General features: G+C 71.9%; 22 protein-coding genes. 7 read left to right on the plus strand and 15 right to left on the minus strand.

The window, feature by feature from the left end:
• Positions 1-62: 62 nt before the first annotated feature.
• Together ACIRPH_RS08700 and ACIRPH_RS08705 are read right to left on the minus strand one after the other, a co-directional pair.
• A complete protein-coding gene (locus ACIRPH_RS08700) occupies positions 63-779 on the minus strand; it encodes an ABC transporter permease (RefSeq protein ID WP_402911148.1) in 717 nt (238 codons plus the stop codon).
• Positions 780-854: 75 nt separating this feature from the next.
• Positions 855-1,739 carry an ABC transporter ATP-binding protein gene (locus ACIRPH_RS08705; protein ID WP_402911150.1) on the minus strand — a complete coding sequence of 295 codons (885 nt, stop codon included), beginning with the start codon at positions 1,737-1,739 and terminating at the stop codon, positions 855-857.
• Between the two features lie 319 nt (positions 1,740-2,058).
• Here ACIRPH_RS08705 and ACIRPH_RS08710 point away from each other — a divergent pair, with 319 nt between their 5' ends.
• Positions 2,059-2,805: an SDR family NAD(P)-dependent oxidoreductase gene (locus tag ACIRPH_RS08710; protein WP_402911152.1), complete on the plus strand. Its 747-nt coding sequence runs from the start codon at positions 2,059-2,061 to the stop codon at positions 2,803-2,805.
• 114 nt (positions 2,806-2,919) lie between these two features.
• On the opposite strand, the gene ACIRPH_RS08715 is transcribed toward ACIRPH_RS08710, so the two are convergent.
• Both ACIRPH_RS08715 and ACIRPH_RS08720 read right to left on the minus strand, forming a co-directional pair.
• Positions 2,920-3,312, minus strand: coding sequence for a VOC family protein (locus ACIRPH_RS08715; RefSeq protein WP_402911155.1), 393 nt, complete (start codon positions 3,310-3,312; stop codon positions 2,920-2,922).
• A complete protein-coding gene (locus tag ACIRPH_RS08720) occupies positions 3,309-3,620 on the minus strand; it encodes an ArsR/SmtB family transcription factor (RefSeq protein ID WP_402911669.1) in 312 nt (103 codons plus the stop codon). Before ACIRPH_RS08720 ends, ACIRPH_RS08715 begins: the two co-directional genes overlap by 4 nt.
• Positions 3,621-3,899: 279 nt before the next feature.
• Between ACIRPH_RS08720 and ACIRPH_RS08725 the strand changes: the two genes are divergently transcribed.
• Positions 3,900-4,631 (plus strand): alpha/beta fold hydrolase, encoded by a 732-nt coding sequence (locus ACIRPH_RS08725; RefSeq protein WP_402911158.1) that lies wholly within the window; start codon positions 3,900-3,902, stop codon positions 4,629-4,631.
• A 147-nt stretch (positions 4,632-4,778) separates the two neighbouring features.
• On the plus strand, positions 4,779-5,672 hold the full coding sequence (locus tag ACIRPH_RS08730) for a DUF1963 domain-containing protein (protein WP_402911160.1): 894 nt from the start codon (positions 4,779-4,781) through the stop codon (positions 5,670-5,672).
• A 222-nt stretch (positions 5,673-5,894) separates the two neighbouring features.
• Here ACIRPH_RS08730 and ACIRPH_RS08735 read toward each other — a convergent pair whose 3' ends face one another.
• From ACIRPH_RS08735 to ACIRPH_RS08755, 5 genes are all read right to left on the minus strand, one after another.
• Positions 5,895-6,749, minus strand: a complete 855-nt coding sequence (locus ACIRPH_RS08735) for a hypothetical protein (RefSeq protein ID WP_402911162.1) — start codon at positions 6,747-6,749, stop codon at positions 5,895-5,897.
• Positions 6,746-9,043, minus strand: coding sequence for a hypothetical protein (locus ACIRPH_RS08740; RefSeq protein WP_402911165.1), 2,298 nt, complete (start codon positions 9,041-9,043; stop codon positions 6,746-6,748). The genes ACIRPH_RS08735 and ACIRPH_RS08740 overlap by 4 nt, the downstream gene beginning before the upstream one ends.
• A complete protein-coding gene (locus ACIRPH_RS08745) occupies positions 9,040-9,411 on the minus strand; it encodes a DUF6507 family protein (protein ID WP_402911168.1) in 372 nt (123 codons plus the stop codon). Before ACIRPH_RS08745 ends, ACIRPH_RS08740 begins: the two co-directional genes overlap by 4 nt.
• The gene (locus ACIRPH_RS08750; RefSeq protein WP_402911170.1) at positions 9,408-9,581 is read right to left on the minus strand and encodes a hypothetical protein; all 174 of its coding nucleotides are present in this window, start codon (positions 9,579-9,581) and stop codon (positions 9,408-9,410) included. The genes ACIRPH_RS08745 and ACIRPH_RS08750 overlap by 4 nt, the downstream gene beginning before the upstream one ends.
• Before the next feature lie 681 nt (positions 9,582-10,262).
• Positions 10,263-11,120: an SDR family oxidoreductase gene (locus tag ACIRPH_RS08755; RefSeq protein WP_402911173.1), complete on the minus strand. Its 858-nt coding sequence runs from the start codon at positions 11,118-11,120 to the stop codon at positions 10,263-10,265.
• A gap of 159 nt (positions 11,121-11,279) precedes the next feature.
• On the opposite strand from ACIRPH_RS08755, the gene ACIRPH_RS08760 reads away from it, so the two are divergent.
• The gene (locus ACIRPH_RS08760) at positions 11,280-11,879 is read left to right on the plus strand and encodes a TetR/AcrR family transcriptional regulator (RefSeq protein WP_402911176.1); all 600 of its coding nucleotides are present in this window, start codon (positions 11,280-11,282) and stop codon (positions 11,877-11,879) included.
• Positions 11,880-11,994: 115 nt separating this feature from the next.
• Here ACIRPH_RS08760 and ACIRPH_RS08765 read toward each other — a convergent pair whose 3' ends face one another.
• The 4 genes from ACIRPH_RS08765 to ACIRPH_RS08780 all read right to left on the minus strand — a co-directional run bounded on the left by ACIRPH_RS08765 (position 11,995) and on the right by ACIRPH_RS08780 (position 17,142).
• A complete protein-coding gene (locus tag ACIRPH_RS08765) occupies positions 11,995-14,616 on the minus strand; it encodes a DUF6493 family protein (protein WP_402911179.1) in 2,622 nt (873 codons plus the stop codon).
• Positions 14,613-16,013, minus strand: coding sequence for an SWIM zinc finger family protein (locus ACIRPH_RS08770; RefSeq protein WP_402911181.1), 1,401 nt, complete (start codon positions 16,011-16,013; stop codon positions 14,613-14,615). Before ACIRPH_RS08770 ends, ACIRPH_RS08765 begins: the two co-directional genes overlap by 4 nt.
• A gap of 105 nt (positions 16,014-16,118) precedes the next feature.
• Positions 16,119-16,715, minus strand: a complete 597-nt coding sequence (locus ACIRPH_RS08775; RefSeq protein WP_402911183.1) for a hypothetical protein — start codon at positions 16,713-16,715, stop codon at positions 16,119-16,121.
• A 181-nt stretch (positions 16,716-16,896) separates the two neighbouring features.
• Positions 16,897-17,142: a hypothetical protein gene (locus tag ACIRPH_RS08780; protein ID WP_402911185.1), complete on the minus strand. Its 246-nt coding sequence runs from the start codon at positions 17,140-17,142 to the stop codon at positions 16,897-16,899.
• Positions 17,143-17,252: 110 nt separating this feature from the next.
• Here ACIRPH_RS08780 and ACIRPH_RS08785 point away from each other — a divergent pair, with 110 nt between their 5' ends.
• Positions 17,253-17,849, plus strand: a complete 597-nt coding sequence (locus ACIRPH_RS08785; RefSeq protein ID WP_402911188.1) for a TetR/AcrR family transcriptional regulator — start codon at positions 17,253-17,255, stop codon at positions 17,847-17,849.
• A gap of 143 nt (positions 17,850-17,992) precedes the next feature.
• Here the strand turns inward: ACIRPH_RS08785 and ACIRPH_RS08790 are convergent, their stop codons facing one another.
• Both ACIRPH_RS08790 and ACIRPH_RS08795 read right to left on the minus strand, forming a co-directional pair.
• The gene (locus ACIRPH_RS08790; RefSeq protein ID WP_402911190.1) at positions 17,993-18,556 is read right to left on the minus strand and encodes a dihydrofolate reductase family protein; all 564 of its coding nucleotides are present in this window, start codon (positions 18,554-18,556) and stop codon (positions 17,993-17,995) included.
• Positions 18,557-18,596: 40 nt separating this feature from the next.
• A complete protein-coding gene (locus ACIRPH_RS08795) occupies positions 18,597-18,962 on the minus strand; it encodes an SdpI family protein (RefSeq protein WP_402911192.1) in 366 nt (121 codons plus the stop codon).
• A 469-nt stretch (positions 18,963-19,431) separates the two neighbouring features.
• On the opposite strand from ACIRPH_RS08795, the gene rsgA reads away from it, so the two are divergent.
• Both rsgA and ACIRPH_RS08805 read left to right on the plus strand, forming a co-directional pair.
• Positions 19,432-20,544, plus strand: a complete 1,113-nt coding sequence (rsgA, locus tag ACIRPH_RS08800; RefSeq protein ID WP_402911195.1) for a ribosome small subunit-dependent GTPase A — start codon at positions 19,432-19,434, stop codon at positions 20,542-20,544.
• Positions 20,545-20,561: 17 nt separating this feature from the next.
• The gene (locus ACIRPH_RS08805) at positions 20,562-21,308 is read left to right on the plus strand and encodes an SAM-dependent methyltransferase (protein ID WP_402911198.1); all 747 of its coding nucleotides are present in this window, start codon (positions 20,562-20,564) and stop codon (positions 21,306-21,308) included.
• Positions 21,309-21,357: the final 49 nt, after the last annotated feature.

The raw sequence follows: 21,357 nt of genomic DNA on the forward strand, positions 1-21,357 counted from the left end.
GGCCGCGGCCGGCAGCAGCGCCCCCGTGGCGTGCGCCGTCCGCGCGCCCGCCGCCCCGTGGCTCAGCGGCGGGGCTCCCACCGGAAGATCCGGGCGGCCAGGGCGACGGCGACGACGACCCAGGCCAGGGTCGGGGCCAAAAGGTACAGCGACTCCGAGAGCGGGACGCCGCCGTTCCAGGCGTTGACGACCAGTTCCGAGGCCGAGCCGCCGGGGAGCAGCCGCTTGAGCAGGGTGAGCTCCTCGGTGCCGGTGAACCCCACCCAGCCGGACACGGCGAGCACGCCGATGAGGACGGGCAGCGTGGTCACCTGGGCGTGCTCGGGAGAGTTGGTCACGCCGGCCGTGGCCAGGGCCAGGCCGATCATCATGACCACCGTCGCGAGGGTGGCCGCCGCCGTGAGCAGGATGTCGGCCGGCGGGTCGGCGACGACGGACAGCACGACCAGGACCACGCCCACCTGGGCCAGCGTGATCGCGGTGACCGGGAGCAGCAGCCCGGCGAGGATGCGGGTGTCGTCCACCGCGGTGGAGCGCAGCCGCTTCAGGAACAGGTTCTGGCGGCGGGAGGCGAGCGTGGTGACGGCGGTGGTGTAGAGCCCCATCGTCACGACGAGGAACATCAGCACCGCGGCGACGGCCCCGAGGTCGAGGGCCGGGATGCGGTCCTGCAGGTACATGTAGAACGCGCTGGACGCCGCGGGCATGACGAGCATGGTGACCAGGATCAGCCGGTTCCGGAAGATCTGGATCAGCTCACCGTGGGCGATCGCGAGCATGGCGGGGATCCTTTGACTGGAGGTTGCGGAAGAAGGGTGGCGTGTGAGGGCCGGGCCCGGGAAGGAGAGCACGGTCTACTCGCTGCCGATGGCCCGGAAGACGTCGTCGAGGCGGGTCGGGCCGGCCTGGAGGTCGCGCAGCTCCGCACCGTGGTCGTGCGCCCAGTTCAGGAGCGCGCGCAGGTCCTCCTGCAGACCGGTGGTCTCGACGAGGAACGTTCCGTCGCCCTGGGGCACGGCGGGCAGCGGCAGCGCCGGGGCGGAGGACGCGAGGGAGAAGCGGACCGTGGCGGGCAGCGTCCGCGTGAGCTCGGAGACCGTCCCCTCGCGGTGGAAGGCGCCCTGGTGCATGAGCCCGATGCGGTCGGCGCGCTGCTGGGCCTCCTCCAGGTAGTGCGTGGTCAGGACGACGGTGGAGCCGTCCTCGCGCAGCCGGTCCACGGCCTCCCACAGGGCGTCCCGGGACTGGATGTCCAGGCCGGTGGTGGGCTCGTCGAGGAAGACCAGCTCCGGTGTCCCGTACACGGCGGTGGCGAAGTCCAGTCGGCGCTTCTCGCCGCCGGAGAGCTGGGACACCTTGGTGCCGGCCTTACGGGTGAGGTCGACGACGCCGAGCAGGCGGTCGACGCTGTCCGTGCGCCCGCTGAGCCGGCCGATCAGGCGGACCGACTCCCGGACGGTGAGGTCCGGGGAGAAGCCGCTCTCCTGGAGCATGATGCCCGTGCGGGGGCGGACGCCGCGGCGGTCGCGCGGGTCGCTCCCGAAGACCCGCACGGTGCCGGACGTGGCGGGGCGGTGGCCCTCGACGGCCTCCAGGGTCGAGGTCTTCCCCGCCCCGTTCGTGCCGAGCAGCGCGTAGAGTTCCCCGCGCCCCACGTGGAAGGACAGGTCCTTCACGGCGTGGAAGTCGCCGTACTTCACGTTCATGCGCTCGACTTCGATGACTGGTTGCGTTGGCATGCCCCCATTCCAGCCGTCGGAGCCGCCGCACGGCAGTCGCACCGCGTCACTGTTTCCCCATGACGTTCGTAGGGGTGGGGACGTGACGTGGTGTCACTGTCGGCGCGGTGGGAGCGGGCGGAGAGCGGGGGCGAGAACGCGGGTCCGCCGCGGCCCCGTCGGCCCGGCGCGGCGGCCCGGAGCGCTGACGCGGGCACGGGGACGCCCGGCCCCTCCCCGGCTCCGAGCCGTCGACCCGCACCATTGGTACCGAACGGTACAGAAGTGCTAGGGTCTTTTTCTGTACCGCTCGGTACCTAACTTTTTCGGGGGTTCACCCATGGGACAGCTGGAAGGCAGGACCGCCGTCGTCACCGGCGGCGGCACCGGGATCGGCCTGGCCACCGCCGCGCGACTGGCGGCCGAGGGCGCCCACGTGTTCGTCACCGGCCGGCGCCGGGACGTGCTGGAGCGGGCGGCGGAGTCGATCGGCCCCGCGGCCACCGCGGTCGCGGGCGACATCTCCGACCCCGCCGACCTGGACCGGCTGTACGCCGCGGTCCGGGAGCGCGGCGAAGGCCTGGACGTGCTGTTCGCCAACGCGGCCGCGGTCTCGTTCGCACCGCTGGAGAAGGCCACGGACGAGCAGTTCGAGCGGACCTTCGGCGTCAATGTCCGGGGCACGCTGCTCACCGTGCAAAAGGCCCTGCCGCTGCTCAACGAGGGCGCGTCGGTGATCCTGAACGCCTCGATCCGCGCCGACGACGGCTGGGAGGACTACGGCCTGTATGCGGCGTCCAAGGCCGCGGTCCGCTCCCTGGCGCGGACCCTGGCCAACGAGCTGAAGGGCCGGGGCATCCGGGTCAACGCCGTCTCCCCCGGTGCCATCGACACCCCCGGCATCGACGGCGCCGTCGGCGAGAAGAACGCGGCCGACGCCAAGGCGGGCCTCGCGGCGGGGGTCCCCATCGGCCGCATGGGACGCCCGGAGGAGGTCGCCGCGGCCGTGGCCTTCCTCGCCTCCCCCGACAGCAGCTTCATGCTCGGCACCACCCTGTACGTCGACGGCGGTGAACACCAGTTCTGACGCCCCGGGCCGGGGGGGGGGGGGGCCGCCGCCCGCGGCCCGGCGCACACGGGACGGCCCGCCCGGTCGCCCGCAGGCCGGTCGCGCCGACGGGCGCCGTACACGGGTCGCCGCCTACCGCGGCTCGGTCGCGATCTGGATCAGGTTGCCGCAGGTGTCGTCGAGGACGGCGGTGGTGACCGGGCCCATCTCCAGGGGCTCCTGGGTGAAGAGGACGCCGAGGCCGCGCAGGCGCTGGTACTCCGCCTGCACGTCCTCGACGGCGAACTGGGCGAGCGGGATGCCGTCCTGGACGAGGGCGTCGCGGTAGGTCCTGGCGGCCGGGTGGGCGGCGGGCTCGAGGAGGAGTTCGGTGCCGTCGGGCTCGTCGGGCGAGACGACGGTCAGCCACCGGTCGCTCTCGCCCACCGGGACGTCGTGCTTCTTCACGAAGCCGAGGACCTCGGTGTAGAACTGCTCGGCCTGGGCCTGGTCGTCGACGAAGACGCTGGTCATGTGAATCTTCACGGGGAGCTCTCCTCCGGTCCGGATGTGTCTGGCGGGGGCCACCGCTCGGCGATGTGCCGCAGCGGGGCCGTGTTCAGGTCGTGGAACTTGTAGCGCCCCTCCCGTCTGGTCTCGACGAGACCCGCGGACTCCAGCACGGCGAGGTGCTGGGAGACCGCCTGGCGCGAGATGCCGAGCCGGTGCTTCATGCTCAGCCGCGAGCAGATCTCGAACAGCGTCTGCCCGGACTTCTCCGTGAGCTCGTCGAGGATGGTGCGGCGAGTCGGGTCGGCCAAGGCTTTGAAGAGGTTGTCGGCCACGGCCACCATAATAGGCAAGTGAGCACTTGCATGTCGAATCCGGGGCCGTGCGTCCCCTACCGGCCTTCCCTCCAAGCTCGCAGGTCAACCGGGGTGTGATCGTGCCGCGGGTCCGTGCGATCCCGTTCCGCCCGCCGGGGCGTCCGGCCGGACCGTCATCGGAGTTCGTGGCAGGCCCTGATCCGGCGGCACGCCACGGACGCGATAATGGCCGCGACCTTCGGGCCCGGCGGATCCTCCCCCGCGCCCGACCGCTCCGCCCTCCCGGAATAGAGGACGCACGTGTACATGAGGACCTTCGGCCGCGTGGAGGACAGACCCGTGCTGCTCCTGCACGGCGGCGGCGTCGCCGGGTGGATGTGGGAGCCCCTGAGGGCGCACCTGGACCCGGGCCTCAGGCTCCTCGTGCCGGACCTTCCCGGCCACGACCGCAGCGCAGACACGGCCTACCGCTCGCACGGGCAGGCGGTCGCCGAACTCGAGTCGCTGCTCGAGAAGGAGGCGGCGGCGCCCGCCGCGGTCGTCGGGTTCTCCCTCGGCGCCCAGTTGGCGGTCCTGCTCGCCTCCCGCCGGCCGGACCTGGTCGACCGGGTCGCGGCCGTGAGCGGGCAGGCCGTCCCCTCAGCGGCCCCGCGCCTGCTCCTCGCCCTGCTCGGTGCGACCGCCGGGCTGGCCAGGCATAAGGGGTTCGCCCGGCTTCAGGCGAAGGAGCTCTTCGTCCCGCCCGAACTCCTCGACGACTACCTCCGCACCTCCTCGACCGTCTCCAGGGGGACCCTGCTCGCGGCCGTCGGCGAGAACATCCGCTTCACCGCGCCCGAAGGGTGGTCGGCCTTCCCCGGTGAGTCGCTCCTTCTCGTCGGGGCCCGGGAGCGCACGCTCATGAGGAAGTCGGCCGAGACGCTGCGCCGGGCCCTCCCCCGCAGCGAGCTGGAGATCGTCGAGGGATGCGGGCACGGCCTCCCGCTGCAGAACCCCGCCTGGCTGGCGAAGCGCCTGCACACCTGGCTCGGCCCCTGAGGGCCGCCCGCCGTCGGCGGCCCCGGGCTGATCCGCGTCTCCCGATGCCGGACCGGGCGCCGCCCGGCACAGCCGTCGGTCGGTCGGCTGTCGGACCCGGTCACTACGGTTTCCGCATCCGACACGGCCGACACAGGAGTGATCCACGTGACCCGCCGCACCCCGCCTCGCCCCGTGGATGTCGAGGCGCTCTTCCCCGAACTGCGTCCCCTGCGCAGGGAGGCGGTACGGCTCCACCCTCGCGCCGGTCGGCCCTCGTTCCGCGACAGCTCCGTCGGCGGACCGCTCCTGTGGCCGGCCGACGAGCCCTGGCCCGTGTGCGACGCGGAGCACTACAAGAGGAACAGCGGCACACCCTACGAGGGGGAGGTCTGCCTCGTACCCGTGGTGCAGGTCCACCGCACGGACGCCCCCGGTCTTCCGTTCCCGCCGGGATGCGACCTCCTGCAGGTGCTCTGGTGCCCCTACGACCACGGCAGTCCCCGTTGCCCCCTGCCGCAGGTGCACTGGCGCAGCGCGGGCTCCGTGAAGGAGGTGAGGGAGACGCCCGCGCCACACGCAGAGGCCTCGGAGTACTACGTTCCCGACCCTTGCGCGGTCCACCCCGAGCGGGTGGTGGAGTACCCCGGCCTGGACCTCCCGGAGGACCTCTCCGACATGCTGGGGGCGCGCTTGGACAGGCTGGAGCGGGAGACGGGCTGGCACTACCAGTACCACCTCGCCGAAGCACCCGGCATCAAGCTGGGAGGGTATCCGAGCTGGACCCAGGAACCGGTGTGGCCGGAGTGCGGTTGGTGCGAGCGGCGGATGGACCACCTCCTCACCGTGTCCAGCTGGGAGTACGACGGGGCGACCTGGCGCACCTGGCTCCCGGTCGAGGACCGGGCTACCATAGGTGACGGGGAGCCGTGGGGTTCGGAGCAGGCCCGCGAGGCGCAGAACCCCGCCGGACTGATGCTGGGAGACACCGGCGGTCTGTACGTCTTCGAGTGCTGGTCGTGTCCGGAACGCCCCATGGCCTACTGGTTCGACTGTTCCTGATCAGACGGCTTCCCGAACCTCTTGGCACCAAGGACCCTCACCCCAGGGCTTTCTCCCTCCCAGGGGCAAGAGAAGAGCGCTCGCCCCATCGCTCACCCCGTCAGCCGGCAGCCCAGGGAGCGGCGGTCATGGGAAGCGGTGTCAGCCATCTCCTTCGCCGCCGCTCCGCCCCCGCTGGAAGCCAGAAGAGCCAATCAATCACCAAGCCGGACAACGGGTAATTTATTCAGCCCTCCAAGGCAGTTCATATGGCCGACGCAACCAGTACCAAGGTCGACCCACGAAATCACCTAGAGACAGCCCGCACGCTTCAGCAAGAGCCAGACCACCATCTTCAACGGTCATTCCACGGTATACACCATCAACTTCGTCCAACATTTCAAGAACCAACCCGCGATCATCATCAGATATATCCTGCGCAAGTTTTTGCACTTTATCCCTGAATCGAAGGTCTTCCTCATACATGGAGGCCGGATACCATGCAACCGGTGGCCACCCAGTCGCCATGCGCACTGTGAGGCGCTCCCAGTTAACGGCAAGACCACGAATCTCCCAAAGCCCCCCCTCCGCTTCGCCGGGAATATAGGAGTCAACTATCGGCGTCGGAAGCTGAAGTACCTTGATAACCTCCGGGAACCTCGAAATACTTGCTCCGGGAAGTTCGGGAACAGGGATTTCGACATCTGTGATCCTGAAAACTTCAGCATCATCCTCCGGCTCTCGAAGGCGAGCATATGCGACTTCCCCCCTAGGCGTCGCAACCCTCCAGAGACTGGGGTATTTCTCCTCCGCAGGGAACAGGATAACAGCATCTAGAAAACCGGACAGCCCAAGAGAAATCCCCTCCTCGCTTGGCTTTTCTTTTACATCCTCAGTTGCATAGACAGCCAGGGAGCAGGACACATCCCCACTCTGCACCGAGTACTCGACAGACACCCAGGCATCCCAGTTACGATATTCAAGCTCCTCCTCATCCACCACATCAATGCGGACGACAGGGAGATCAAATACCTTGGCCAGCGCCTCCCGCAACCCGACCGGGTTAAAAATCCCAGCCAGAAGAAGGTTGTACATCATCCATACTCCTCGTATATCTTTCTCGCAAGGGCGACCGAATCCGGATTGTCCCTAAATTTTGGATCGTTATCGAACATCCTCTGCAACTTACTCATGTCACCGCCCGCACGAGCTATGTGCTTCAGTGCGCCATATGCAATTCTATCCAGCTGCACAATACCAGGGCCAGATACAGGGAAAACCGTACCAGAAGGCTCGACTCCATACGTTCGCCCGTTCACCTGGTACTGTTGAGTTTTAGCATCGAATTCAGCCCTCCCAGAAGCGATCTCGCCAATATCAATCCTCATTGAGTCAACAGCATAGGGGAGCACGAGACTGTTTTCAGCTTTCACCTGACCATGCTTGACTCCACCCATGGTGTGCCTCGGGTGAGGCTCCCGCAGAACCTTATCTCTCGCTGGTCCTTCAATATCTGACGAGGCCGTCCATTCTCTTCGCCCTGACCTAGGCGGCTTGCCTGGCTGATTATCAGAGTCGCCGCTGCGATCAACACCATCGTCATCCCCACCGGTGGAGGTGCGGTCCCGGGGCGGCTGGTCACCGCCGCCCTCGCCGCCGCCGGTGGAGGTTTCCGGGCGAGCGGGCTCTTCCCTTGGAGCGTCGTCACGCCGGACGGGACGATCGTCGTCCTGGACGTCGGACTCGTCATCGTCCGTTCGTCGCGTAGGACGCCGTTCGGGCTCGTCCTCGGCGCGCGGGGCGTCGTTGCCGACGCGCTGTGCTTCGGTGTCCGGGCGTGTGGTCGGCGCGGGAGCTTCGGTGTCCGGGTCGGGCCTTCTGGGAGCGTCCGCGTCCTCGGGACGGGGGCGGTCGGGTGAAGGGCCCTCCCCCTGGCCCTGCGGGGTGTCGCCGCGCTGGTGCGGGGTCGGGGAGGGCTGGTCTCCGCCGTTACCGACCACTGGCCGGTTCGGGGGCGGGGAGGGCGCATCCGGCCGGGGTGCGGGCGTGCTGCGGTACTGGTCGGGGTCCAGGAGCGATCCGCGGAGCAGGGTGAGGTCGTGCTGGAAGCGCTCGCCGATCGGCGTGCTTCCTTCCTCCAGGCGCTGGGGCAGGGGGCTGCTCGGGCCCACCGGGGGGCGCCCGCCGGACTGGGAGGACTGGTCGTCGCCGTCGGAGTAGGAGCCGCCCCGGTCGGAGGGGGTGATCGCCTCTCCGCCCGGCCCGAGCGTCAGCACGGTCGTGCCGATCTTGAGCGGGATGCCCACGGTCATCAGCGCGGTGTTGAGGATGCTGGTGGCGCCGGTGTACTCCGGGTCCTCCTCATGTCTGGACCAGGCCGTGTGCCCCTCCACCGCCTGGTCCCAGCTGGCGCCGATGTTGGTGGTCCAGCGGTCCCACCTGGTGCCCTCGGCGCCGTCGGCCACCCATCCCTGGTCGTCGTGGACGCCGATGAAGGTCATCGCGTCCATCCACCCGTCCTTGACGGTGTTCTTCGTGTTCTCCCAGCGCCCGCTGGGGGTGATCTGCCATCCGCCCTGGGGGTGCCACAGCCCGACCAGCGAGGTCAGCCCTACCGCGGACCCCCACAGTCCGTCGACCACGACGATGTCCCACGCGGCCTGGTCGGTGCTGTTGGAGAAGCGCGCCATGGAGGGGTGGAACTCGGTGCCCAGCCACGCGGTGAAGTCGTTGGCCGGGTCCAGGAAGGTCTCGTCGAACCCCGGGGCCTCGCGCTCGCCGGCGTCGGTGGGCAGCCCGTAGACGAGGACGTCGTCCCCGCCCGCCTGGTCGGGCGAGGCGTAGGAGGGGCCGCCGAAGAGGGCGGAGATCCGTGTGGCGCAGGCGTTCTCGGCCTCGTTGAACGCGGCCCAGGCCGTGTTGACGCCGTCCTTGAGCCGGATGTTCTCCTGGAGGGCCCACTCGTCGGTCTCGTCGTCCTTGTCCAGCCACCACACCTTCTTGTCGTGGTGCTTGTTCCAGAACGACTGCGCCTCGATCCTGAGGGTGTTGAGGGAGGAGCGCGCCGTCGAGGCGGCCTCGGCCAGCTCCTCCAGGGCGTCGGCGACGGTGGCCAGGTCGCTCTGGATGTCCTCGCCGCGGGTCACCACCGGGTCCATGGCGGCGAAGAGCGTCTCGCTCTCCGGTGCGACGTAGTGGGCCTGGAGCCCTCCCCAGGTGGAGTGCATGTCCTCGGCGTCGCCGAGGAGGTTCTCCCCGCCGGTGCGCAGTGTCTCGGCGGCGTAGTTGAGCGACCAGGTGTCGGTCAGGGGGTAGGGGATGGCCTCGGGGTCGATGAGGGTGAACATGTTCGGGTCCACCCCGTCCTGGGGCTGGGTGGGCTCGAAGGTCACCGCGGTCCTCCGGGGGTGGCGGGGGCGTCGGGTCCCAGGTCGAGGTTGAAGCCGGTGCCGGCCTGGCTCTGGGCTTCGGCGGCCATCTCCTCCTGTCCCTGGTCGTAGGCGAGGGCAGCGTCGTTGGCGCCCTGCAGGCAGGAGAGGCTGCGGGTGAACATGGCGTCGGTCTGGGTCGTGAAGTGGCCGAGGAACCCGCCCAGGGCCGCTTCGACCGGGGGGCTCTTGGCGTTGGCCAGGGCCATGTCGATGCCGTCGGCGGTGGTGTCGATGGTGGCGGAGAAGCCGTCTCCGTCCAGGCCGAGCTGGGTGCTGAAGTCGCTCAGGGTCAGCGCCACGCCGTGGACGTCGATGTCCCACTGGCTCATCGCTCACCTTCCCGGGTGCGGGCGGTGAACCGGTGCGGGTGGAAGGCGGCGCCTGCGTCGGCGTCGCGGACCTGGGCGGCGGCGTGGACGGCCTCGGCCGTGTACTTGTCTGCGACGCGGGCCCTGAGCCGGCCGAGCGAGGCGCGAACGCCTTCGACCGCGGTGTTCATGCGTTGCCTGACCGGTGGGGGGAGGGCGTCGGGGTGCTCCGTGACCGACGGAGGCACGGCCTGTTCGTCCGGGCCCCGGCTCGCGGAGGAGGGACCGGTAAATTCGCCGGTCGGGGGGCGATCCGGGGGATCGACCAGCTCGAACTTCATCCGTCCGGCCTTTCTTCTTTTGTCAGGACTACACCTGCCTTTGAGGGTTTGCAGTTGCAGTATGCCTACATGTGGTGACTTTCCTCAGGGACTTTGTTCCACCTCGAACTACGTCCCTGCGACCCCCGGGATCGACCTGAGCAGGCCGGATGTTCTGTATCGCCACCACATGGCCCAAGAGGGTGACTTGAGTCACTCTTGGCGTTCTCCGGCGAAGACGAGCCCTTTCGCCCCTGGGCCGGATCGCACCCCTCTTCGAGGACGGATCCGCTGCACGGGAAAGGGCCTGTGCGCGACCTCGGATGCCGAGGAACTGGCTCGGGGCGCGGCCGTCCCGTGACGCAGCGGCACCGCGAAGAGACCTCGGACCGATGGACCGGCTCCGAAGCGGGCGAGCCGGAGCACCTGCGCGCTCGACGACGTGGTCCGGCGGACACCGGCGCCCCGGTCGCCGCGTCCGGTGGCCGATGACCGGTGGCCGATGGCCGGGGGCCCGGTCCAGGCGTCCTCCCCGGCCCCGCTCCGAGCCCTTCAGGCCCCGATCTGCTCGGCGAGTCGGTCAGCGACGCCGCGGGGTTCACGGCCCAGGAGTTCGGCCAGCAGCGGATCCTGCTGCGCGAAGTAGCCCTCACGGGTCGCACGGAACATGGTGAGCATGAAGCGGGCCGCCGGCTCCGGAACACCGTCCGCCGTTTGGTCGGCCACCCACTGCTCGTCGTCGACGACGACACGCTCGACGGAGCGGCCGCTGAGTTCGGAGGCGATCCCGGCGAAGTCGTCGAGGGTGACGGCCTCACCGGCGATCAGGGTGACCGCTCCGTCGAAGGAGCGCTCACCGGAGAGGACGGCCGCCGTGGCCTCGGACAGGTCGGCGGGGGCGGTCCACGGGACGGGTCCGTCGGCCGGCGCGGCGATCACCCCGGTCTCCCGCCACGGCCCGAGCAGGGGGGCGAAGCTGTGGGAGAAGAAGCCGTAGCGCAGGGAGGTCCATGCGACCCCCGCCCCGGCGAGGATCGTCTCGGTGGCGGCGTGAACGGCCGCCGGAGGGTACGGGCCGTCGGTCGCGACGCCTTGCTGGCTCGTGTACAGGATCCTCCGGGCTCCGGCCTCGACGGCCGCCTCGATCGCGTTGCGGTGCAGACCCACCATGTCGGCCGTCGGGTCGTTCCCGGAGACCAGGAGCACCTGGTCGGCGCCGGCGAAGGAGTCGCGCAGGGCGGCCGGGTCCTCGTAGGAGCCCTGCCGTACGCGCACGCCGCGGTCGGCGAAGTGCCGGGCCTTGGCGACGTCGCGCACGCTGACGCCGATCCTGTCGGCCGGCAGGCGTTTGAGGAGGTGCTCGACGGTGGCTCCGTTGAGGGTGCCGGTGGCACCGGTGACGACGATCATGTCCGTGGCCTTCCCTGGGTGTCAGCGCTGGCGTCCGGCCCGGTGGCGGACTTCCGCTTAAGTTGACCAGCGTGGTCAGTTTCGTGTTCGCCGTCGACCGTAGATAAACTGACCCCAGGAGTCAACTTATGGTGGCGTCAGCGAGGAACGGCAGGGACCATGACCGGTGCGACACCCGCGAGGCCTCGGCTGCGCGCCGACGCCCGGCGCAACGCGGAGCAGATCCGCCGCGCCGCGATCGGCGCCTTCCAGGGGCGGGGACTGACCGTGCCGCTGGAGGAGGTGGCCAGGGCGGCCGGGGTGAGCAAGGCGACGATCTTCAACCGGTTCGGCGGCCGGGTCGGGCTCATCGAGGCCGTCATCGAAGAGGTCGTCGCGAACGAGCTCTACGCCGCCATCGACCGGACACGGGCCCTCGACGGCGCCGGGGAGAGGATCGCGTACTACATCACCGCGATCCGGGACCTCCAGTACCGCCAGCCCACCGCTAATGACGTCCTGCTGCAGGAATTCCCCCATTCACAGCAGCTCATGGACATCTGCCGGGCCGCGGGCGAGATCAACGGCGAACTCGTCGCCGCGGGTCACGCCTCCGGGACACTGCGGCCCGAGTTCACGTCGGAGGACCTCCACGCGCTCGTCGTCGACAACGCACTCGCGCTCAAACACGGCGCCCGCCCGCCCCGGGACGCGTACGACCGGCGCACCGCCTTCCTCCTCGACGGCATCCGCGGGCGCCGGGACCCTTCCTGCGGATGAAGGGGTGCGCGGGGGTCCGCGCGTGTCCACCGGGCTTCCCGGCCCGGGCGGGGCGGGAGGCGACCCGGCGGGCGAGCCGCCTCCGGTCCCGCCGCCCGCCCCGCCCGAACACGCGCTACGGCGCCGTGACCGTGTCGCGGATGCGCCGGGCCTGTTTGACCAGCTGCGATGATCCCGGGCGGGACGCCAGTTCGGTGATGCACGGCAGCTCGGGGCCCTTGGCCGCGGAGAGCTCCGCGCAGTCCGCCGCCAGGGTGATCACGGCCGACAGGCCGGACGGCGGGGCGCCGCGCAGCAGGACGGGCAGGGACGCCGACAGGAGGGACCACACCAGGGCGTGCGCCCCGCCGCGGGAGACCTCGCGCAGGACCTTCACGTAGCGCTGCGTCTTGAGCCGGCGCAGGACGGTGAGTTCGCCGACGTCCTCGCCCAGGCGCTGCGTGTCCAGCTGGCCGCGGGCGGCCAGGGTGAGGATCGCGTCCACGGCGTGCGCCTGCGACTCCGGGCGGCGGGCCCCCAGGCCGTAGGCCATGACGAGGTGGGTCGCGGGCCCGGCCGGGCCGCCCGACTCCGCGAGGGCGGGCAGCACCGGCGCGTGCTCGTCGAGTCGGTCGTACTCGGCGTGGATCGCCACGGACACCAGCATGCGCCCCGCGACCACCTCCCGGTGCTGGGGCAGGATCGCCAGCGCCTCCGCGGAGCACTCCCCTCCGCCGTGGCACCTGCACGGGCTGCCGACGGGGTCGTGCTCGGCGAGCAGGGACCGGAACGGCTCGGGCCATGCGGCGTGCCCGGGGAGGGCCGCGGTGCGGACCAGTACGCCGGGACGGGGCGAGCGCAGACGCAGCGGTTCGGCGGCGCGGGTGAGGGCGGGGTCGGGCAGTCCGCCCGAGGCGAGCCAGTCCGCGAGCCGGCGCCCCGCCGGGGACGTGAGGCGCCCGGCGGCCGTGTGCGCCTCCGGCGGGACGTCGCGGTCCAGACGCAGCAGCGCCTGCCGGAGGTCGACCGGCCCGGGTTCGGCGCCGGAGCGCTCGTAGTCGGCGATCCGCGCCGCCAGGTCCGCGGGGTCGATCGTCCCCGTCGACCAGGTCGGCGTGGCCAGCAGGCCCGGCGGGGGGTCACGGTGCAGCCGTACCGCGACCTCGTCCGCGCGCAGGAAGCGGATGGCTCCGGTCGCCTGGTGCTGACACTGGTGTCCCTCGACCAGGGAGCGGATGTAGTCCGGGTTCCGCGGCGGGAGACCGTACACGGCGGTGTGGACGACGAACCACAGGGCGTCGGAGGCGTTCACGTACGGCACGCGCTCGCGGTGGCGTGCCGCGACGGGTTCGAGGGCCGCGCGCAGGCCGTCCGCGTCGGCGCGGGCGTGCACCACGAGGGCGTTCAGCGCGCGCTCCTCCTGGGCCGGGGAGCCGTTGCCGCGCAGCAGCGCCGCCACGTCCTCGGCGAGCTCGGCGGCGGTGGGCGGGGGCGGCGCCAGCCGTTCGGGCTCCGGCGCGGGCGGCAGCGGGGCGTCCCCGCTCTCCGCCGGGGCCTGCCCGGGAACGGCGTCGCCGAACGCGTCCGCGGCCCGTCGGCGCAGGTCCAGGGCGAGCCTGCCGGAGTCGGCCGCCAGCCCGGCGAGCACGGCGGGGTCCGCGTACCTGCTGTGGCGCACGGCCAGGGCGAGGGCGCGCTCCTGGAGGCTGTGCTCCTCCTGACCGAACGCCTCGGCGGTGACGGGGAGCAGGACGTCGGCGCGTGACCGGTCGCGCTTGATCGCCTTGTCGAGGAGGGTCAGCTGGGTCCGCACGATCTTCTTCTCGGGACGGACCAGGGCGGCCAGCGATGCCTCGACCAGGTGCTCGTCGTCCACGCGGCCCGCCTCGTCCAGCACGGCCAGGACCTGCTGGGCGCGCGCCACCGCCTGCGGGTGCGCGTCGGGCAGCATCCGCACCCACGTGAGGAGGCGTGCCGCGTGCTCGTCCCGGGTCGGGTCCAGCGCGGTCAACAGGGCGAGGAAGCCCCGCACCGTGCCGGCCCGGGGCTCGCGCGGCAGCCGCGACAGGCAGCCGTCGAGCAGCATCGCCCGGTCGAGCAGTCCTTCCCCGGCGAGCCGGGCCAGTGCGTGCGGCCAGCCCGCGTCGTCCGGCCGGGAGTACTGGAAGTCCGCCCCGGTCCCGGGCACCTCGAACAGCCGCGGAACCATGGTGGTCAGCCACGGGTCCTCGCGCAGGTCGTCCTCGATCGAGCGGCCCCAGCCGCCGATGCTCTGCTCCCAGCCCAGGACGACGCCGTCGGTCGCGGGGAGTTCGCAGCCCGCGGCGCGCGCCAGCAGGGAGAGCAGGGGGTACTCCTCCTCGGCCACGGTGCGGCGTTCGGCCAGCCGGTGGACGACCTTGGCCAGCCACTGCGGTCCGCGATGGGCGACCACGGAGACGACCAGTGCCGCGTCGCGATCGCCCCAGCGCAGATCGGGGCTCGCGATCCATTGCGCCGCGTCGGCCGTGCCGGTGGAACATCCCGCGCCGGCGTAGAACAGGGCCGTGCGCACCGCCAGGTGCTCGGGCTCCCAGCTGTCGCGCACCGATCTGCGCCAGGCCTTGAGCACCGGCAGGCATGTGCGGCGCTCCGCGTCGGCGAGGGGTGCGAGCAGTCGGGGGACGTCTTCCCCGCGGCCCTTGCGTACGGCGCGCAGCACGGCTCGCACGCCCGGGGTGGCGGTGTCGGGGATGTCGTAGGCGGGGCGGTCGGTCATCGGGGCTCCGGTGGGTGGTCGGCGGGGGTGCGGGGGCGGGCGATGCGGACGGCGAGGACGTGCTTGCACGGGCCGCGTCCCCCGCGGTACTCGGCCCACCACTGGCAGGTGCACGTCAGGCGCCCCTCCGTGGACCGGACCCGGTGGACGTGGCCGTCGACGGTGACGGTGACGGTGGCGGGCGCGTCACCGTCGAAGCGGACCGAGCCCGTCTCGACCAGGGCCCTGGCGGCCCTCAACCGGGGGTTGTGGCGCTCGGCCCGCCCGGTCTCGTAGGGCAGTTCGCGGTGGAAGTACGCCGCCTCCGACACGTCGTAGCCGATGCGCCCGGCCGTGCCGAGACGGGTGAGCGCCGCCCGTACGCGCTCGGGGGTGAGCCCCGACTGCGCGGCCAGGTCCGCGACGTCGACGGTGGGTTCCCAGGCGAGCAGCACCGACACCAGGTCGGCGTCGTCGGTCGAATCCTCCGACGCCAGGGCGTCGAGGACGCCGCCCTCACCGGAGAACCCGCGTGCGGTGTCCGGGGACAGGGTGAGGGTGAGGCGCATCCCGGGGAGGAGGACCTCCCACGCGCTCGCCACGGGGGCGCTTCCGGCAGCGACGCGGGGGCCGTGGACCCGCAGTCCCGTGGCGTGGCGCAGCACGCGCGTCAGCGGGGCGAGCCGTTCCGGGCCCGCGAGGCACACGGCCCCGGGGACCGCGCGCGCGGTGGTGCGCAGCGTGCGGCCGGACGGCACCGCCCAGAGGGCTCCGCGCGATGCGCCCCGGGCGGCGTTGGGGCGCGGCAGCGACCGGAGGAAGCGGACGGCTTCGACGGCGTCGAGTTCGGCGCGCGGGTCGAACCCCGAGGCGATGACCTGTGTTTCGGCGAAGCCGCGCAGCCAGCGGTCGGGCAGCGGCACCTTCTTCTCCACCACCGGTCCGTCGAAGGTGGTGACGGCCAGCTCGTCGGGGCCGACCTCCAGGTGCAGCGGGTCGCGCGGCCCGACGCGGCCCAGGGCGTCGGCGAGGGGGGCGTTGACGTCGACGTTGGTCGTGCCGTGCCGGACGTCGTCGCCGTCGAGGGCCTCGTCCAGCAGGTCGAGCCGTGCGTACACCCCGCAGCAGCCGGAGAACGACTCGAACCGGAGCCGGTCGCCGCTCCCGGTGACCACCGGGTCGAGTGACGCCCTGTTCTGCGGCCGGTAGTAGCGGGCGGCGGCGGTGTCGGCGACGCTCAGCAGACCGGCCGCGGCGACCTGGGGGTTCGTCAGGAAGCCCGCGAAGAACCGCGGGCGGTCGGCCCTCCCCGCAGGGGTGGTCCCCCCGGAGGTCTGGAGGCTGAGGGTGTCCCCCGTCGCGGTGCTGTGCACCGCGGAGGGCCTCAGATAGGCATAGGTGTACGCGGTGTGCGACATGGCCGCGACGCTACTGAGCCCCGGTGACAAAGGGCGTTCCCGTCCCCGCCTGCCGTCGGGGCCTCGCGGACGGCAGGCGGGTCGCGCACCCTCGCAGGGCCGGTCCTACACGTACCCCGTCACGTCCAGCAGGAGCATGACCAGGACGAACACCGCGACGAGCAGGAGCAGGACGCCGACGACCACCCAGGCCAGCAGGACGGGGTGCCGCTCGACCCACGACAGGACGTGCGGGTGGGTCCTGGCCAGCTCGGCGTAGGTGACGGGCCGGTCGGGGCCCTCGCACGGCACGGCGAGCGCACGGACCAGACGGTCGATGTCCTGGGGCGAGTAGTTCGCGCCGTACAGCCTGATCACCACCTCACCGTTCGCGTCGAGCACGTACAGGGTGTCGTTGGAGCCCGAGCGGGGCACGACGACGTTCGCGCGGACCAGCCGGGCGATGCGGGCCCTGGGGCGGCGCCGTTGGAAGCCCAGCCCCTTCTCGATGAACTCGTACGGGGTCAGGACGATGCTGGATCGGTGCGTGTGCAGCAGGAGCAGCAGGATCATCACGGCGAACAGGGCGCCCGCGATCAGGCCGGCCACGGGCCCGGCCTTCACCCGGATGCCGATGGTCGCCGTCACGATGGGCACCGCGGCGAAGGCCAGCCTGGTCCAGACCCTGCGGCGGTTCGGGGTCAGCACGAGTGCGTCTTGCACGTGGCTCACGGTGCCACCGCCTTCTCTTGAGTTCTCATCGGGGCTTGTGACGCGGTGGCGCGGGGGTTGGTTCCGCGCCGTTGGGCCCGGCGGGTGCTCGGCTCCGGGCGCCGGGGGTGGCGCGCCGGGAGCCGCGCCACCGGAACCGCCCCGGGAACGGGCCGCCCGCCCGGGTCGGCGGTCAGTCGTGCTGGACCGCGAAGCAGGCGGAGAGCACGAGGACGAACCCCAGCGCACCGAGCAGGAACGGTGCGTCCTCCGGAAGCGCGACGCGCTCGGCGACCCATGCGAGGGGTCCCCAGCCGGCGCCCCGGAGGAGTTCGGTGACCCCCGACCCCCACCCCTGGAGGATCAGCAGGACGCCGGCGACCAGGGTGAGGCCGTAGATCCGGGCTTCCACGAACACGAGGCGGAGTACTTCCGACATGCCAGACCCCTCTCCATGCAATGCAGTCGCATTGCAATGCGCTTGCATTGTAACCTTGGCCCGGGGAGTGTGGTCCAATGCGATGCGTCGGACCGGAGACGGAGGAAGCGTTGCCCAGACAGGTGGACCACCGGCAGCGGCGTGCTCAGATCGCGGAGGCCGTCTGCTCGCTCGTCGCCGCGAGGGGCCTGGAGGCCGTCAGCCTTCGCGATGTCGCGGCCGAGGCCGGGATCTCGATGGGGCGGGTGCAGCACTACTTCCGGACCAAGGACGAGATGCTGCTGTTCGCGCTGGAGTACGTGGGGGAACGCGACGTGGCCGGAACGCGCCGGGACCTGGCCGCCGTCCCCGGGGCGCCGCCGCGCACCGTCATCCGCACGGTCCTGGCCGGGCTGCTCGACACCGACCCCCGCAAGGTGGAGGCGCAGCGCGTCGGAGTCGCCTTTCTGGCCCGGGCGCTGGTCGAGCCGGCCTTGGCCGCGCCCCTTCTCCAGGGTTACGAGGGTCTTCAGGTCCTCCTGGAGCAGGCGGTGCGCCAGGCGATCGCGGAGGGGACGGTCTGCGCCACGACCGACCCGCGGTCGGCGGCCTCCGAGGTCTTCGCGCTGGCGGACGGGCTGAGGGTGCAGACCCTCCTGGGCCACATGGCCGGGGAACGGGCCTTGGAGATCCTCGACGCCCGCCTGGACCGGCTGTTCGGCGGCTGACCTGCGGGCGGGCCCGGGTATCGGGGACAAGCGCCGGGGACCGCACCCAGGGCCGGGGCACCGGCGTCGTAGGACCGGGCGAGCCGGACGCGCACAGCGCGGGGGGACCCCTCCCCTCCTGCGCGAAGGTCCCCGTGGCGGCGCTAGCGCGCCACGCGGTAGCGGACGTACACGACCCCCGAATCGAAGGTGCGGTTCTCGACGAGTGCGAGGTCCACCCGGCGCTCGCGCCGGGGGAAGAAGGGGATCCCGCCGCCGACCAGCACCGGATGGACCCTGGCCCGGTACTCGTCGATCAGGCCCAGCTCGGCCGCCGCGGCCGCGAGCGTCGCGCCGCCGATCGCGATGTCGCCCTCTCCGGGTTCGGCCCGCCACCGCTCGACCTCCTCCGCCAGACCGCCGGAGGCCAGGCGGGCACGGCCCCGTACCGCCGTCAGCGTGGTGGAGAAGACCACCTTGGGGAGGGACGTCCAGACCGCGGCCCACTCGAGCGTCGGGGCGTCGAGCTCTGAGTCCTGGTCGGCGGTCTCCCAGTACAGCATCGTCTCGTAGAGCCGCCGCCCCAGCAGGTAGACGCCGATCCCGCGTGTCTCGTCGGTGACGAGGCGGAAGACCTCGTCACCGGGTTCCGTCCAGTTGAAGCCGCCGTCCGGCCCGACGATGTAGCCGTCGAGCGAGACGCCCATCGAAGAGATCACGCTGCGCATCGGAGGTCCTCTCGGTGGGGCCGCCGTGTCGGGAGTTGCGCTAGGAGGCGCTCCGGGCGGCCCGATCGGCCGTCATCGTCGCACGTACGAGCACGATGACCTCGCAGGCCATGCCGCCCAGCCCCGCGACGACGCCCCACCCCCCGCCGAGCGAGAGCTGGGCCAGGACCGCGAGCACAACGGTGGCGGCGGCGACCCAGGCGGTGGCGGCCACCTGGGGCAGGGCCGCTGTGTGGCCGGCCCGCCACGCAGCCTCGGAGGCCGTGGTGTGCCGTGTGCGTATCCCGACCGCGACGTCACGCGGCAGCCGACCGTCGGAGCCCGAACGGGTCACCGCGATGCAGACCGCGGAGACCCCCACCACCCCGAACAGGACCGACACCAGCCCCAGCGCCTCCTCCACCACAACCCTCCCTTTCGTCCATGCCGTCCACGGGCCCATGGACGTCGGGCACCATCCTCGCCGCATCGCGGCCGCCGCGCGAACGCCGCGCAACGCCGCCGCTCCCCCACGGCGTCCTCCCGAGCCGGGGCGGCCGGGGACCGCGGGCGTCCGTGTGCGTCGCCGCCGACCCGCGTCGGGCGGCGTGCCGCCCGACGCGGGTCGGCGCGGCCACGTCCCGGAGCAGGTGACGGAACTCCCACCCGGACTCGTCGAATCGGGTGCTAGAGTTTCTGGCGCGGCGACGACCGGTTCGCCTGCGGAGACCGAGGGAGGTGAGTTGATGACTGTCGTGGAGACCGCCGCTGTGCGCGGTGCCCGGACCATCCTCACTTCCCGGGCCTCGTCCTGACCTTCGCCTGCCTTCCTCCCCTGTAGGGGTGGTTCCGGCGCGCCTGCCGTCCGGCGGGGCCCCCTTCCAAGGGTCTCCACTGTGTTTCATCAACACGCTTCACATCATCCTTCCCCCCCGCCCACGCGCGTCCTGACACCGGCCGACTACGGCTGGGACCCCGAGCGCGAGCTCTCCTTCGCCCCGTCGCGGGCCGACGGTCTGGTCCCGGGCCGCGTGGTGCGGGCCGAACGCGGCCTGTGCGACGTCGTCGCCGAGACCGGTCCCGTTCGCGCGGCGCCCGTCGCCCCGGCGGCCAACGGTGACCGGCTGACGCCGTGCACCGGCGACTGGGTGGCCGTCCGGCCGGCCACCGCCTCGGACTCCGCCACCGTCGCGGAGGTACTGGAGCGGAGGACCGCCGTGGTCCGCTCGACCGCCTCGCGCACCTCCCACGGCCAGGTACTGGCGGCGAACGTCGACACCGTGGCGGTGACCGTCCCGCTCGCCGATCCGCTCAGGCACGGGCGGATCGAGCGGATGCTCGCCCTGGCCTGGAACAGCGGCGCCACGCCCGTGGTGGTGCTCACCAAGGCCGACCTGTCCGCCGACCCCGTGTCGGCGGCGTCCGAGGTCGCCACGGTCGCCCCGGGTGTGGAGGTGCTGGTCACCAGCGCCGCCACCGGCGAGGGCATGAACGTCCTGGCCGCCGCCCTGGCGGGCACGGTCGTCCTGCTCGGGTCCTCGGGCTCGGGCAAGTCCACGCTCGGCAACCGCCTGCTGGGCGAGGACCTGCTGGCCACCGGCGCGGTGCGCGGGAGCGACGGCAAGGGCCGGCACACCACCGCGTGGCGGGAGCTGCTGCCGCTGCCCCGCGGCGGGGTCCTGTTGGACACACCGGGCCTGCGCGGCGTCGGCCTGCACGAGGCCGACGAGGGCCTGGACCAGGTCTTCGCCGAGATCACCGAACTGGCCGGGGACTGCCGCTTCGCGGACTGCGCACACGCCGCCGAACCGGGCTGCGCCGTCCTGGCCGCCGTCGAGGACGGCCGACTCGCCGGGCGGCGTCTCGACAGCTACCACCGGCTGCTTCGCGAGAATGCCCATGCCGCCTCCCGCACCGACGCGCGGCTGCGCGCCGAGATGAACCGGCAGGACAAGCAGGGCGCACGCCTGCGACGCGCCATCAAGCAGTCCCCGAACTTCAAGGCATGACGGAAAGGAATCAGGTCATGGACCTTCCCCGTATCTTCACCATCCGCGAGAGCAGCCACCGCATCCACAACCCGCTGACCCCGGCCAAGTTCGCCGCCCTGGGTCAGGCGCTCCACCTGGACCCCGGGACGCGGGTGCTCGACCTGGCCAGCGGCTCGGGCGAGATGCTGTGCACCTGGGCTCGCGACCTGGGCTTCACGGGCACGGGCGTCGACATCAGCACGGTCTTCACCGCCCAGGCCCGGGCCCGCGCCGTCGAGCTCGGCGTCGACGACCGTGTCGAGTTCGTCCACGGCGACGCCTCCGGCCACGTCGCGGACGAGCCGGTGGATCTGGCCGCCTGTGTCGGCGCCACCTGGATCGGCGGCGGTGTCGCCGGGACGGCCGAGCTGCTCGGCCGCAGCCTGCGCCCCGGGGGCCTGATGCTGATCGGTGAGCCGTACTGGCGTCGGACCCCTCCGGACGAGGAGACCGCCAGGGCCTGCAACGCCACCGGAATCGCCGATTTCCTGTCGCTTCCGGAGCTGATCGAGCGGTTCCAGGGCCTGGGGTACGACGTCGTGGAGATGGTGCTGTCCGACCAGGACAGCTGGGACCGGTACGCCGCGGCCCAGTGGCTCAACATGCGCCGCTGGCTCGACCGGAACCCGGACGACGAGCTGGCCCCCGAGGTGCGGGAGGAGCTCGACGCCGAGCCCGCCCGCTATGCGCGCGCCACGCGTGAGTACCTCGGCTGGGGGGTCTTCGCCCTGATGGAGCGCTGATCCTCGCGTCCCGTGCGGGGCCCGGGCGTCACACCGTTCGGCCCCGCAC

This window comes from Nocardiopsis sp. NPDC101807 (genome assembly GCF_044766605.1).
Taxonomy (GTDB): domain Bacteria; phylum Actinomycetota; class Actinomycetes; order Streptosporangiales; family Streptosporangiaceae; genus Nocardiopsis; species Nocardiopsis tropica.

Bases quoted from the DNA above. Each gene is read 5' to 3' on its own strand.
- ACIRPH_RS08750 (WP_402911170.1), bottom strand. From the start codon at position 9,581: ATGAACACCGCGGTCGAAGGCGTTCGCGCCTCGCTCGGCCGGCTCAGG.
- ACIRPH_RS08720 (WP_402911669.1), bottom strand. From the start codon at position 3,620: ATGGTGGCCGTGGCCGACAACCTCTTCAAAGCCTTGGCCGACCCGACT.
- ACIRPH_RS08805 (WP_402911198.1), top strand. From the start codon at position 20,562: ATGGACCTTCCCCGTATCTTCACCATCCGCGAGAGCAGCCACCGCATC.
- ACIRPH_RS08745 (WP_402911168.1), bottom strand. From the start codon at position 9,411: ATGAGCCAGTGGGACATCGACGTCCACGGCGTGGCGCTGACCCTGAGC.
- ACIRPH_RS08760 (WP_402911176.1), top strand. From the start codon at position 11,280: ATGACCGGTGCGACACCCGCGAGGCCTCGGCTGCGCGCCGACGCCCGG.
- ACIRPH_RS08755 (WP_402911173.1), bottom strand. From the start codon at position 11,120: ATGATCGTCGTCACCGGTGCCACCGGCACCCTCAACGGAGCCACCGTC.
- ACIRPH_RS08765 (WP_402911179.1), bottom strand. From the start codon at position 14,616: ATGACCGACCGCCCCGCCTACGACATCCCCGACACCGCCACCCCGGGC.
- ACIRPH_RS08710 (WP_402911152.1), top strand. From the start codon at position 2,059: ATGGGACAGCTGGAAGGCAGGACCGCCGTCGTCACCGGCGGCGGCACC.
- ACIRPH_RS08705 (WP_402911150.1), bottom strand. From the start codon at position 1,739: ATGCCAACGCAACCAGTCATCGAAGTCGAGCGCATGAACGTGAAGTAC.
- ACIRPH_RS08780 (WP_402911185.1), bottom strand. From the start codon at position 17,142: ATGTCGGAAGTACTCCGCCTCGTGTTCGTGGAAGCCCGGATCTACGGC.
- ACIRPH_RS08770 (WP_402911181.1), bottom strand. From the start codon at position 16,013: ATGTCGCACACCGCGTACACCTATGCCTATCTGAGGCCCTCCGCGGTG.
- ACIRPH_RS08790 (WP_402911190.1), bottom strand. From the start codon at position 18,556: ATGCGCAGCGTGATCTCTTCGATGGGCGTCTCGCTCGACGGCTACATC.
- ACIRPH_RS08700 (WP_402911148.1), bottom strand. From the start codon at position 779: ATGCTCGCGATCGCCCACGGTGAGCTGATCCAGATCTTCCGGAACCGG.
- ACIRPH_RS08735 (WP_402911162.1), bottom strand. From the start codon at position 6,749: ATGATGTACAACCTTCTTCTGGCTGGGATTTTTAACCCGGTCGGGTTG.
- ACIRPH_RS08725 (WP_402911158.1), top strand. From the start codon at position 3,900: ATGAGGACCTTCGGCCGCGTGGAGGACAGACCCGTGCTGCTCCTGCAC.